This window comes from Pseudolysinimonas sp. (assembly GCF_049651805.1).
Taxonomy (GTDB): domain Bacteria; phylum Actinomycetota; class Actinomycetes; order Actinomycetales; family Microbacteriaceae; genus Pseudolysinimonas_A.
This window is the reverse complement of sequence record NZ_JBASCU010000017.1, coordinates 27572-40199: the sequence shown is the minus strand read 5'-3', so window position 1 is coordinate 40199 and position 12628 is coordinate 27572. Positions and strand designations below refer to the sequence as shown.

At 65.9% G+C, this 12628-nt stretch carries 13 protein-coding genes and 1 pseudogene; 11 read left to right on the top strand and 3 right to left on the bottom strand.

Annotated features, from left to right (window positions below):
- Window positions 1-210 precede the first annotated feature (210 nt).
- Window positions 211-1482 carry a prolipoprotein diacylglyceryl transferase gene (locus tag WBL06_RS03200; protein ID WP_424454533.1) on the top strand — a complete coding sequence of 424 codons (1272 nt, stop codon included), beginning with the start codon at window positions 211-213 and terminating at the stop codon, window positions 1480-1482.
- A 271-nt stretch (window positions 1483-1753) separates the two neighbouring features.
- On the top strand, window positions 1754-2515 hold the full coding sequence (locus WBL06_RS03195) for a hypothetical protein (RefSeq protein WP_424454532.1): 762 nt from the start codon (window positions 1754-1756) through the stop codon (window positions 2513-2515).
- Between the two features lie 315 nt (window positions 2516-2830).
- On the opposite strand, the gene WBL06_RS03190 is transcribed toward WBL06_RS03195, so the two are convergent.
- Window positions 2831-3271, bottom strand: coding sequence for an iron chaperone (locus WBL06_RS03190; RefSeq protein ID WP_424454531.1), 441 nt, complete (start codon window positions 3269-3271; stop codon window positions 2831-2833).
- Between the two features lie 376 nt (window positions 3272-3647).
- Between WBL06_RS03190 and WBL06_RS03185 the strand changes: the two genes are divergently transcribed.
- From WBL06_RS03185 to WBL06_RS03160, 6 genes and pseudogenes are all read left to right on the top strand, one after another.
- A complete protein-coding gene (locus WBL06_RS03185; protein WP_424454530.1) occupies window positions 3648-4418 on the top strand; it encodes an ABC transporter ATP-binding protein in 771 nt (256 codons plus the stop codon).
- Window positions 4408-5118 (top strand): ABC transporter ATP-binding protein, encoded by a 711-nt coding sequence (locus tag WBL06_RS03180; RefSeq protein ID WP_424454529.1) that lies wholly within the window; start codon window positions 4408-4410, stop codon window positions 5116-5118. Before WBL06_RS03185 ends, WBL06_RS03180 begins: the two co-directional genes overlap by 11 nt.
- Window positions 5119-5121: 3 nt before the next feature.
- Entirely contained in the window at window positions 5122-6033 is a 912-nt protein-coding gene (locus tag WBL06_RS03175; protein ID WP_424454528.1) for a branched-chain amino acid ABC transporter permease, read from the top strand.
- On the top strand, window positions 6030-7148 hold the full coding sequence (locus tag WBL06_RS03170) for a branched-chain amino acid ABC transporter permease (protein WP_424454527.1): 1119 nt from the start codon (window positions 6030-6032) through the stop codon (window positions 7146-7148). Before WBL06_RS03175 ends, WBL06_RS03170 begins: the two co-directional genes overlap by 4 nt.
- Window positions 7145-8410 (top strand): ABC transporter substrate-binding protein, encoded by a 1266-nt coding sequence (locus WBL06_RS03165; protein WP_424454526.1) that lies wholly within the window; start codon window positions 7145-7147, stop codon window positions 8408-8410. Before WBL06_RS03170 ends, WBL06_RS03165 begins: the two co-directional genes overlap by 4 nt.
- Window positions 8411-8512: 102 nt before the next feature.
- Window positions 8513-9106 (top strand): annotated as a pseudogene (locus tag WBL06_RS03160) (dihydrofolate reductase family protein).
- On the opposite strand, the gene WBL06_RS03155 reads toward WBL06_RS03160, so the two are convergent.
- Window positions 9072-9536, bottom strand: a complete 465-nt coding sequence (locus WBL06_RS03155) for an NUDIX hydrolase (protein ID WP_424454525.1) — start codon at window positions 9534-9536, stop codon at window positions 9072-9074. The pseudogene WBL06_RS03160 and the gene WBL06_RS03155 sit on opposite strands and share 35 nt — an antisense overlap.
- Before the next feature lie 4 nt (window positions 9537-9540).
- Window positions 9541-10323: an SDR family oxidoreductase gene (locus tag WBL06_RS03150; RefSeq protein WP_424454524.1), complete on the bottom strand. Its 783-nt coding sequence runs from the start codon at window positions 10321-10323 to the stop codon at window positions 9541-9543.
- Window positions 10324-10353: 30 nt separating this feature from the next.
- On the opposite strand from WBL06_RS03150, the gene WBL06_RS03145 reads away from it, so the two are divergent.
- The 3 genes from WBL06_RS03145 to WBL06_RS03135 are packed head-to-tail and all read left to right on the top strand — an operon-like array spanning window position 10354 to window position 12513.
- On the top strand, window positions 10354-10839 hold the full coding sequence (locus WBL06_RS03145) for an NfeD family protein (RefSeq protein WP_424454523.1): 486 nt from the start codon (window positions 10354-10356) through the stop codon (window positions 10837-10839).
- Window positions 10836-11750, top strand: coding sequence for an SPFH domain-containing protein (locus WBL06_RS03140; protein ID WP_424454522.1), 915 nt, complete (start codon window positions 10836-10838; stop codon window positions 11748-11750). The genes WBL06_RS03145 and WBL06_RS03140 overlap by 4 nt, the downstream gene beginning before the upstream one ends.
- Entirely contained in the window at window positions 11728-12513 is a 786-nt protein-coding gene (locus WBL06_RS03135) for a glycerophosphodiester phosphodiesterase family protein (protein ID WP_424454521.1), read from the top strand. Before WBL06_RS03140 ends, WBL06_RS03135 begins: the two co-directional genes overlap by 23 nt.
- Window positions 12514-12628: the final 115 nt, after the last annotated feature.

Sequence of the window (12628 nt, the reverse complement as noted above, 5' to 3'; positions counted from 1 at the left end):
CACCCTGGATCGCGCGCCGCCCGACGGGCTCGGAGTCGCTCGGGCGCGTGCCTCGTCGACCACACCCTCGTTGGCGAGAACGACTAAACTCGCACACACATCATCGTCGCCCTGCCGGGGTCCCGACCGAGGCGGCCGAGGTCCCGCGACCAGTGTGTTTCGTGGCGCGGGGCCGCGATGTCCGCCGGAATTCGAGATAGAGCCAAGACGATGACCAATCACCACAAGCCGGGCAACTGGCAGCCAGGGGCGTCCTTCCAGCGGCGACCGGCGGCTTCTGCCACGAAGTCTTCCGCCACGAAGGTTGAGCCGAGCCACCCGGCACCTCCGCTGCCGGATCCAGATCGCGGCAGCGACGCCGCGCCGACCAACGCGTTGCGGGTTTCCGCGTTCAACTGCGATGCGTTGGCAGAGGTCAAACCGCATGCGTTGGGACTGACGTATGAGTTTCTCGCCGCGCCTGAGGGCGATCCGTATTCGGTGACCATCGCGTTCGAGGGGCGCCGCACCGGCGTCAAACACCAACCCCGTCCCGGTGACCGGTTCACCCTCTCCACGACCGTGGAGAAGGTGCTGCCCGGGAGCGGGCGGGTCGCGGTCACCACTCGAGTACCCGATGTGACCCCCGGTTCGTGGCATGTGGTGGCGCGCCCTTCGGTACACCCCATCGGATCCGATCGCAAGCCCTCCGGCGGTGCGCGCCCGGTGCTACCACGTCTGGCGGGGGGCTCCGCCGAGGGCTCGACCGGCTGGGCGCCGGTGATCGCCCAGAAGGCCCCGGGGGTGGTGCTGGGCTCCTGGGCCGCGCTGGTAGGTCTGGGGGCGGGGGTCGGGCTGATCGTCCAGGCGATTCTCGCCGGCCTCCTGGGGCTCCCTGTGTTCGGTGTCTTTCTGGTGTCGGTGTTGGCGAGCCTGATCGGGCTGGTCGGCGCGAAGGTCTACTACCTGGCCGTGTACCCGGCCGCTCGACGACAGCCGCTCAACGGCGGTGGGATGTGCATCCAAGGGTTCGTCATCGGTGCCGCTGTCGGATTGATCGTCGGGGCGTTGGCCGTCGGCGTCGGGATCGGTTCGCTGCTCGACATCACCGCGCCGCCGCTGATGTTCGGAATGATGATCGGGCGCTTCGGGTGCTTCTTCAGCGGATGCTGCGTGGGCCGGCCGACGGCGTCGCGTTGGGGTCTGTGGTCCTCGGACCGACGGCTGGGAGTGCGCCGGATCCCCACACAGTTGTTCGAGTCTGCGCTGGCGGCCACCGTCGGCGTGATCGCGCTGGTCGTACTGGTCACGGCCGGGCTCCCGGAGCTGGGCGGCACCATCTTCGTCGGAGCACTGGCCGCCTACGTCGGGGGTCGTCAGTTGCTGTTGCCGCTGCGTGCCGAGTCCAGCAAGACCCGGCACGGCCGGGCGATCACGCTCGCCGGCGCGGCAACTGTTCTGCTAGCCGCCATCGTTGTTGCGATCATCACGTACGCGAGCTGAGGTCGGGACCGGGACATCGACCGTGCCGGCTCGGGCGTCGGCGAATCGTCCTACCGCCCTTCGGGCGGGAGGACGCGGGCCTGATCCTGGCGGCTGTCTCGACGGCCGACAACGGAAGGCCAAATGCCGAGGCGGGTACCACGGGGGACCGTGCGCGACGCGTGCCGATGCCGGGACTTTCGACACTTGCTCTCCACGCCCGGAGGGGGCGGAATGGTCATGCCGGTCGGGCATTTGCCAAGCCGAAGAGACGGATCGCAAGAAGGGGGCCATGAGCGCGGACGGGACGAGGCCCTCAACAGGGCACCGATGGATGGGGCTGTCCGCGATCGCGATCGCGATCTTCCTCGCGGTAGAGGCTGTGACCAAACTCACGATGGGCGCGCGCCCGGAACTCGATGACTCCCTGGCGCTCGTCGAATACATCCGGGAAAGGTCGACGCAAACCTTCATCGTGATTCTCGCTGACACCTTCTTGTTGGCGTTTCTCATCGTGTTTCTGGCATGCTTCCAACACCTCGTCACGGCTTCGCGGCCCGACCTCGCGTGGGTTGCTCAGATCACTTTTGGCGCTGGGCTCGTCTTCGTCGCTGTGACCCTGGTGGGCGATTCGATGGAGGGCGGGGCAGCGCTCGATGTCATCGCGCTAGAGCCCGACCCTTCTGTCATCCGTGCGCTGATCGTCGGGCAGAGCATCATGTTCGGCTCCACAGGGGCTGTTCTCTTGGCGCTCGTTTCGGCAACCGCGGCCTATCTGACCTTTGCGTCGGGCGCCCTCCGGAGATGGACGGGGATCCTTGCCACACTGACGGCGGCCGCAAATCTTGCCCTGGCTGTCCTCGGCTTCGGTGGTACCTCGCCGAGCAGCTTCTTTGCGTCGGGGGGCATCGGCAACGCCCTCCTCGGGATCTTTCCGTGGTTGGTCTGGGTGTTCTGCGCGGGTGTGACGACTCTGCGTGGGCATGGAACTGATGTCGGGCATCTCGCCGACCCACCGTCGTCGGTCGGGGGTGAGAGCGATGCGCACCGGTGACGACGCGCCCGGGGGTGCCATTGTCGATGGGTGCTCGGTTCGGCACCCGCGGTCGATTTGACGTTCCTCGGCTCTTCGGACATTCGGTGGGCCGAAGGAGCTGGTGCTTCGGTGCAAGTGACCAATCCCGGGTCGCTCGGCCGCGGTGATCGTCCCAGTGGGTGGCAGCGTGTTGGACGGACTGATCGCGTGGGAGGCGCATTCGGCTCACACCGACTGGGAGGGGTTGCGGTCAGTCAAGCGGGTGGTGTCTCCACCACAAACTGACATAATGCTGCTTATCGGAGACTGAGATTCGCTGGGAAACGGGACGGCTCAGCCGACGGCTCGCTTCACGAGCGCCGTGATCGCGTTCTCGTGTTCGGGTGTCATCTCCAGCAGTGCCCAGGCGGTCGGCCACATCGTGCCGTCATCGAGTTTGGCGGGTTGTTCGAACGCGAACGTGCCGTAGCGAACCTTGAACTTCGAGGCGGGCTGGAAAAAGCAGACGATCTTGCCGTCGTCGTTCGCCCAACCCGGCATGCCGTAGTAGGTCTTCGGCACGAGCGTCGGGGCCGCTTCGGAGATGATCTCGTGAAGACGGGTGGCAAGTTTCTGATCGGAGCCGTCGAGTTTCGAGATCGCGGCCAGCACGTCTTTCAGGCCGGCTTCACGCTTGTCGGCGGCTTTGGATTGGGCACGCAATTCGGCGGCGCGCTCTTTCACGGCGGCGCGTTCCGCGGCACTCAACCCGTCTGAGGTCGTCTTCTCGGCCATGTTGAATCCCTTCGTTGCCCGGGCATCCACCCGACTCCCCCACGATAGGCAGGGTGCGGTCGGGTCGCTTCTTCGGATCTGCTCGATCAATCCGGTCGGCGGGGATGCTCAGAATCCGCCCCTGCAACACCACGGTCACCGACTTCCACTAGGTGGGAACGAAGGATTGACAACGTGCCCGGTCCCTTAGCGTCATCGAATACTGCGACCGGGGGCTGAACGACTCGGACAGATGTTGTGATTCCAACAGCCTCCCTTTCACCGTAGGATCGTCTACGAGATTGTCGCCAATATTGTCGGCTACTCCGGATCTTTCCCGCGACGCTGGGTGAAACCGAGGTGGCTGACCCGCACGACGGAGCGCGAGGAGGCCTTCATGGGTAGTCGACTGACACTTGAGAACGTCAGCCTGCTATTCGGTGGGGTGCATGTACTCGAAGAAGTGAGCTTCGTTGTCGAGCCAGGTTCGGTCGTCGGTCTCGTTGGCCCGAATGGCGCCGGTAAGACGAGCCTCTTCAACTGCATCTCGGGTCACTATCGGGCGAGCGCGGGCTCGATCCGGATTGACGATTCCGAGGTGCTCGGTCTCGAACCGGCCAAGCTAGCCAAGCATGGGCTCGCCCGAACCTTCCAGCATCCCGCGCTCCGACTTGAGGCGACGGTGCTCGACAACGTCTTGCTTGGCGCCCACACCCGGTCCCCCGGCACTCCGATGGCGTGGGCACTCAGGATGCCGGGCACCGTGCGCGCGGAGCACGCACTGCGTGCGGAAGCGCTCGAGCGCCTCGATCGCGTCGGCCTGGGCTGGGCGGCCGACATCGCCGCCGACGAACTCAGCCACGGGCTCCACAAGTCGATCGAGCTCGCTCGCGCACTCATGCTCCATCCGACACTGCTCCTTCTCGACGAACCCGCGGCGGGCCTCAGCCACGGCGAGGTCGATCAGTTCATCTCGAACCTGAAGTCTTTGCGCACCGAAGAGATCACGGTCATCGTCGTTGAGCACAACATGTCGGTCATTTCCCAGGTGACCGACCAGGTCGTGGTGCTCGATCACGGCAAGAAGCTCATGGAGGGCACGGCAGCGGCCGCGCAATCCGATCCTCGAGTCATCGAGGCGTACTTGGGGGCTCCCGATGCTGCTTGAGCTTTCGCACGTCGCCGCCGCGTACGGTCCGGTTCAGGTCATCGAAGACGTCTCGCTTACGGTTCCCGAGGGTGGCGCGGTCGGGATTCTCGGTGCCAACGGTGCCGGGAAGACGACGACGCTGCGCGCCATCAGCGGCACCGTGCGCGTGCCGCGCGGGTCGATTCAGTTCGAAGGCCGTGACATCCGCGGCAAACGACCCGAAGAGGTCGCGGCGCTCGGGATCGCGCACGTTCCCGAGGGTCGCGGAACGCTGGGCAACCTCACCGTGCAAGAGAACCTGCGCGTCGGTGCGTATCTGCGTAAGGATCGCGCCGGCATCGAGTCGGACATCGCCTTCATTCGAGAACTTTTCCCGCATCTCGCACGCCGCTACGCCTCGAATGGATCGGCGCTCTCCGGAGGCGAGCAGCAGATGCTGGCGATCGGTCGAGCGTTCATGGCGCGGCCTAAGCTCCTCGTTCTCGACGAGCCGTCGCTCGGCCTCGCACCTTCGACCGCGCGCGACGTGTACGCGGCCATCTCGCGGCTTCGCACCGAGACCGGCATTTCGATGCTGGTCGTCGAGCAGAACGCGAACCTCGCCTTCTCGGTCGTCGAGAGCGCGGTCGTCCTCGAGACCGGACGGAGCGTCCTGAGCGGCGCGACTGCCGAGCTCCGCGGCAACGACGAGATCCGTAGAGCGTACCTAGGAGGCTGAGAGATGAACGAATTCGGCACCTTCGTCCAGCTCGTCGTCGACGGGTTGGCCCAGGGCTCGCTCTACGCAGCCCTCGCTCTCGCTCTGATCCTGGTTCATCAGGCGACCGGGCTGATCAACTTCGCACAAGGTGGCATGGCTGTGCTCGGCTCCTACATCGGGATGACGGTCGGAAGCCTGGTGGCGCCGGCGAACCCGTTCGCCGGGGTGCTGCTCGGGGTCATCGTCGCCGTCGTCGCGTCGTTCGGCATCGGTGCCTTCATCGAACGGTTCGTGATGCGGCGTTTCCAGAACGGCGAGGAAGACACCAAAGTCGTCGCGACGATCGGGCTCCTCACCCTCATCACCGGGCTGATCGGCATCGTGTGGAGCTACAACTTCATCCCGTATCCGTTCTTCTTCAACACCAGCGCGAGTTTCATGGTCGGCGGCATCGCGATCAGCGTGTGGTCGCTCACCACGTTCCTCACCATCGTCGCGCTCATGGTCATCCTCCAGCTGCTCTTCACGAAGACGAAGCTGGGTCTCGGTCTCCGCGCAGTAGCCGACAATGCGTCGTCGGCTGCGCTCTCCGGCGTCAAGGTGGGCGGGATGCTCATGGTCGGCTGGGGCCTCGCGGCGGCGCTCGGCACGATCGCCGGCATCCTGCTGGCGGCGAAGGCGCAGCTCAACCCCGGCAACTTCGACGCGATTCTCGTCTACGCGCTCGCGGCGGTCATCATCGGGGGCTTGAGCTCTCCGATCGGCGCCGTCGCGGCGGCAATGGGGATCGCCGTGCTGGAGAACCTCGCAGGAACCTACGTGCCGTGGATCGGTCACGACCTCAAGATCGCGGTGCCGTTCATCCTGTTGTTCGTCATCCTCATCCTGAGACCACAGGGGCTCTTCGGCCGCAAGGTGGTGGTGCGGGTATGAAGAACGTGCGCGCACTTCTCGACAAGACCGGGGTGCGGTGGGCGATCGGAGCGGTCATCGCTGTCGTGCTGCTCGTGCTGCCGCTCATGGCGACCGAATTCTCCAACCAGACCGTGACCCGGATCGCGGTCTTCGCGGTCGCGGTGCTCGGCCTCAATATCGTGATGGGCTACACCGGGCAGGTGTCGCTGGGCCACGTCTTCTTCGTCGGTGTCGGCGCTTACTGCGCGATCATCCCCATTCGCGCCTGGTGGGGCGGGCCGCTCGCCGAGGGTTCGATCGCCATCGGTTTTGTGCTGGCAATCATCATCCCCGGGGTCATGGGGCTTGTCGTCGCACTGGTGGCGGTCCGACTGCGCGGTCTCGCCTTGGCCATGGTTACCATCGCGCTGCCGATCATCGGGGTGCCCCTCGCCAAGCGACTCTCGGATCTGACGGGTGGCAACGAAGGCATCTCGATTCGTCGACTCGACTATCTCGCCTCCGACGGGCAGACCTACAAGGGCAACCCCTTCGCGGCACCGAGCTGGACCGGTCTCGATGATGACCAGTGGCAGTACTACCTGGTCATGATCATCGCCGCCATGCTCTTCGCCCTCGCGTTCTTCCTCGTTCGAGGCAAATACGGCCGCGCGTTCGCGATTGTCAAAGAGAACGAGGCCGTCGCGGCGTCGATGGGCATCTCGCCGTATCGCTACAAAGTGCTCGCCTTCACGATCGCGTCAATGTTCGGCGGTGCAGCCGGGTTCCTCTATGTCGTCGCGCTCCAATACACCTCGAGCGAGACGCTGTCATTCGGGCACTCGATCGAACTCGTCATCGCGTCGATCGTCGGAGGCGCCGGCAGCATCGTCGGAGCGATCCTCGGCGGCATCATCTACGTACTCGTGCCGCAAGTCACGAACACGATCAGTCCCGGAAGCACCACGGTCGTGCAGGGCATCGTCATCCTGCTCGTTCTCTTCCTGCTTCCGGGCGGTCTCGCCAGTCTTCCCCGCGCCATCCTGCGTCGAGTTCGACGCGGGCGCGGCGGGCACAACGTCGGCTCCAGCACCGCTGAAGCGACAACAGAAACACCGAGTGAACCAACCCCTCGAAGGAGAGGCACCACATGAAAACCACAGTGAATCGCAAGCGCACGCTCGCGATCGTCGCGTCGGCAGGTGTGCTGGCGCTGGCGCTGGCCGGCTGCGCACGCGGCGGAGAAGCTCCATCCGACGGTGGAGACGCCGTGTCCCCGGGTATCACCGATGACAGCCTGGTGTTCGGCATCTCGACGCCGCTCACCGGCACGACGGCCGGACCCGGCAACTGCACCGCCGATGGCGCGATCGCCTACTTCGGGATGCGCAACGCCGAGGGCGGCATCACGTTCGGCGACGGCAAGACCCGGACGGTCGAGATTCGTACCTACGACGACGAATACAACCCGGAAAAGTCTGCCGCGAACTTCCAGCAGATGGTCGCAGATGAAGTCTTCGCCGCGGGAATCGGCCTCGGCACCCCGACGAACCGTGCCTGGCGCGACGCCGCCGCCGAAGAAGCCTTTCCGCAGGTGCTCGTCATGACCGGTGACCCGGTCTTCAGTAACCGCGAAGACGGCTACCTGACGCTCGGGCTCGTACCGACGTACCTGCAAGAGGGTGCTGCGTTCGGCGAGGCTCTCGTCGCCGATGGCCAGCCTCACAAGATCGCCGTTCTGTACCAGAACGACGACTACGGCAAGGGCTACCTGCAGGGCCTGAAGGACGCGATCGAAGGCGAAGACAACATCGAGATCGTCAAGGAGCTCAGCTATGAGCCCACCGCAACGAGCCTCGAAGGTCAGATCACCGAGCTTTACGCCACGGGAGCCGACGTGCTCTTCCACGCTGTTGCGATCACGCCTCTTGCGATCGCCGATCTCCAGAAGGTCGCAGCGCTCGGCTGGAAGCCCATCGTGTTCCTGCCGTCGAACACCGCATCGCCTGGTGGCATCCTCACTCCTGCCGGCGTGACCGGTGACACCTTCGCCGGTGTCTACGCAGCCGGGTTCGCCCAGGCCGCCGCCGCTCCGCCGTTCGCGGAGTCGGAGGCTGGCGCGGTCTACTTCGACGCGATCGCCGAGTACGTGACCGGGCACGAGCAGGACGGCAAGGCGTTCCCGCACTGCGTGTGGTCGTGGATGGCTGGCGAGATCCTCGAGGAAGCCTTTACGAAGATGACCGAGCCGACGCGAGAGTCGTTCTACGAAGCGCTGACGTCGATCAGCAACCTCGAGACCGACTTCTCGTTCGGTCCGATCGACACGACCGTCGACGGCGCTCCGGCGGTGCAGACGGTCATCCTTCAGAAGTTCAACGGAGCCGGATACTCCAACGTGGAAGTGGTCGGCTGATCACCTTCTGACAGTTGAGGCCCGGTCCGCCAATGGGGCCGGGCCTCAGCCATTCCCGGGGGCGTCGTACCCCGTGTCGGCAGATCCGTCCAACGTCACGGGATGGGAAGAATCACGTTCGACACCGCGACGACCATCAATGGCTTCATCGCCGACGAGCGCAACTCCCTTGCCTGGCTGTTTGCCGTCGAGGATGGTGAGCATCCCGATGAGGGGCTGTTCCCGTCAGGTGCCTCGGTGCTAGTCGAGGGCTCGACGACCTACGAGTGACTGCTCGACGAGTCTGACATCCTCGCGCATCCCGAAAAGTGGAGCGAGTTCCACGGCGATTCGCCCGACGTTCGTGTTCACGACTCGCGAGCTGCCTGTGCCGACCGGGGCCGACATCCGCTTCGCCAGCGGTTCGGTCGCCGAGGCCCTGCCGGCGATTCGAGAGGCTGCGGGCGACGGCGACATCTGGGTCGTCGGCGGAGGCGACCTGGCGGGACAGTTCCTGGATGCCGGGCACTCGACGAGATCGCACTGTCGGTGGCGCCGGTCGCCCTCGGCGGGGGCGCTCCCCTGTTCCCGCGACGGGTCGAGTCCGATCGCCTTCGGCTGATCTCAGCCGAAAAGGTCGGCCAGTTCGCCCGACTCGTCTATACGGTCACGTCGGGGGCGGTCACGCCAGGCACGACGGCAACTGCCGACGGATGAGGTCGATCAGCTCCCGCGGCTCGAACGGTGGGCGCTCGGCCAGCAGCTCCCCCAGGGTCCACCAGCGGTGTTCGGTGACGTCGACACGCTCGTCGTCGGTCCAGTTCGCATCGGACGGGTCGAAGGCGTCCACGACGGCCGTGTAGAACTCGGCGTGACCGGTGTCGTGGTCGGCCGAGTCCCATTCGACATCGAAGTCGTGTGACCACACCGGCCCGGTCAGGGTCTCGAGGCGCAACCCGGTCTCTTCTTCGAGTTCTCGCACCGCCGCCTGTAGGTGCGTCTCTCCGGGGTCCACTCCCCCGCCCGGCGTGATCCACCGCGGGAGACGCGACGAGTCCGGCGCCGCCGTGAGGAACAACAGCACGCGGTCATCGCGGTCGAACAGCAGCACCCGGGAGGTGAGCCGATGTGCGTGGATGTTGGGCACGACGCTACCGGTGCGGGTTCAAGAAGCCGCTCACATCGCCCACGTAGCGGATGCGGCCCTCCGGCAGCGGGTCGACGGCGGCGCGCGCGACCTCGGACGCGAACTCGCTCACCGTGTAGAGGCGGCCGGCGTCCTCGCGGCGGGCGTCGATCGCGCCCGGTCGCGCCCGGTCGAGCAGGGTCGCCGTGATGGTGCCCTCGATCATGTCGCCCGAGACGACGACGAAGCCGACGCCGGCGGCATCCAGCGCGGGGATGCGCTCGCGCAGGGCGTCTTCACCGGCGCGCTTGCTCTCCGCCACCTTCTGGTACTCCGGCATCGTCGGAACGGTGTGGATGAAGTGGGCCTGGTGGCTCGTGACGAACACGACCCGTGCGCCGTCGCCGAGCAACGGCAGCGCGGTCTCAAGGGCGCGCACCTGGGCGTCGCGATTGAGCTGCAGCGCGTAGTCCTCAGCCATGCCGCCCTCCATGCCGCCGGAGGCGTTGAGGACGAGGATGTCGAGGCCGCCCCAGGCGTCGCCCACGGTCCGGAACATCGCCTCGACCGATGCGGCCTCGGTGAGGTCGCCGCCGATCGCGATCGCCTCGCCGCCGGCATCCGCGATCTCGGCGACGAGCTTCAGCGCTCGCGCCTCCTTGTTGCGGTAGTTGATCGCGACCTTCGCGCCGGCCGCAGCCAGGTACCGGGCCGTGTCGGCGCCGATCCCGCGGGACGATCCGGTGACGAGGGCGCGCTTTCCAGAGAGGGATCCGGCGGGCAGGACGGGGTCGATACTCACGGTCATCGAGACTAGCCGGTCTGCTAGTTTCGACACATGTCGGAGCTCCTGGTCGAGTGGGGTTGGGTCCTCTGGCTCGCCCTCGTTCTGGTCTTCGTGATCATCGAGGTCTTCACCCTCGACTTCACGTTTCTCATGCTCGCCGGCGGAAGTCTCGGTGGTCTGGTGGCCGGCTTCTTCCCAGCCCCGATCTGGGCGCAGGTCGTGATCGCCGGTGTTCTGGCGCTGCTGCTGCTCTTCGTGGTACGCCCCCCGCTCTTGCGCGCATTCCGAAAGGGCGGTGATCCGACCCTGAGCAACGTCGCGGCCCTGCCGGGTCTCACGGGCACCGTCGTCAAAGACTTCGCCGACGCGCGCGGCCAGGTGAAACTCGCCAACGGCGAAACCTGGACCTCCCGCCTCGCCGACGGACTCGATGGCGAGCTCGTCGAAGGCGAGCGCGTCGTCGTCACCGCCATCGAAGGCGCGACCGCCGTGGTCGTTCCCGCGTCGGCACCCCAAAAAGAAGGACTGGTTCCATGAGCGATGCCGACATCTTCAGCACGGTGATCCTGTGGATCGTCGTCGCGGTCGTGATCATCTTCGTGTTCACGATCATCGCGCGGTCGATCCGCATCATCCCTCAGGCGTATGCCGGCATCGTCGAGCGGCTCGGCAGATATCACAAGACCCTCTCCCCGGGCCTGAACATCCTCGTGCCCTTCATCGACCGGCTTCGCCCGCTCGTCGACATGCGCGAACAGGTTGTCTCATTCCCCCCGCAGCCCGTGATCACCGAAGACAACCTGGTCGTCTCGATCGACACCGTCGTCTTCTTCCAGGTGAACGACGCCCGTGCCGCGACTTACGAGATCGCGAACTATCTCGGCGCGGTCGAGCAGCTCACCACCACCACCCTTCGTAATGTCGTTGGTGGCCTGAACCTCGAGGAAGCGCTCACCTCCCGCGACAACATCAACACGCAGTTGCGCGTCGTCCTCGACGAGTCGACGGGCAAGTGGGGTATCCGTGTCGGACGCGTCGAGCTGAAGGCGATCGACCCGCCTGTGAGCATTCAGGATTCGATGGAGAAGCAGATGCGCGCCGAGCGGGACCGCCGCGCCGTCATCCTCACCGCCGAAGGCACGAAACAGTCGCAGATCCTCGAGGCCGAAGGAGCGCGCCAGTCGGAGATCCTCCGCGCTGAGGGTGACGCCAAGGCGCAGGTGCTGCGCGCACAGGGTGAAGCCGAAGCGATCACGACGGTATTCGGCGCCATCCACGCCGGCAACCCCGACAGCAAGCTTCTCGCCTACCAGTACCTGCAGACGCTTCCGAAGATCGCCGACGGTGAATCCAACAAGCTGTGGATCATTCCGAGCGAACTCACCGAGGCACTGAAGGGGATCACGCCGGGTTTCTTCGCGCCTCGTGACACCCCCTCAGCCAAATAGCGGGTTCTTCACCCCCGCTCCCCCGCGGGTGCTCGCCCACCGCGGGCTCGCGCTCGAGGCACCTGAGAACACCCTGCTCGCGTTCGCCAAGGCGCTCGCGGTCGGGGTGACGCACCTTGAGACTGACGTGCACGGCTCCGCGGATGGCGTGGCGATGATCAGTCACGACCCCGACCTGACGAGGCTCGCCGGACGCAAGGTGCGGGTCGGCCAGTTGACGTCGCACGAGTTGCGCCGCATCCCACTCGGCGAGGGACAAGGATTCTGTTCGCTCGCCGAGGCACTGGACGCCTTCCCGACCGCGCGCTTCAACATCGACATCAAGTCGACGGATGCCGTCGCGCCGACCGTCGCCGCGATCCGGGATTCGGGCGCAACCGATCGGGTGCTGGTCGGATCGTTCAGCCCCGTCCGGCGATTGGCGGTCGTTCGCGCCCTGCCCGGCGTCGCCACGTCGATCTCGTCGCGCGGTGCCGTCGCCGCCGTCAGCGCGGCGCGCAGCCCCGGTAGCCTGCCGGTGCTGCGGCGCATCCTGAGGAACGTGCACGCCGTGCAGCTCCCGCTCTCGATCCTGCGGATGTCGACGATGACGCCGCGCACGATCGCCGCGTTCCACGCGGCCGGCGTCGAGGTGCACGCCTGGACCGTCAACGACGAACCGTCGATGGTGCGGCTGCTCGACCTCGGTGTCGACGGGCTCGTGAGTGATCGAGCCGATCTCGCGATTTCTCTCCTCAGGCGGCGTTCCGGACGTCGTTTCTGAGGCCTTCTCGCGACCCCCTTCGCATCCGACCGACAACGGCTGTGAATGCACTGGGAACAGGTGTGCGTGGGGATCGCTGACGCCAGCCTGTCGTTATACCTGTCACGGGTGTTGT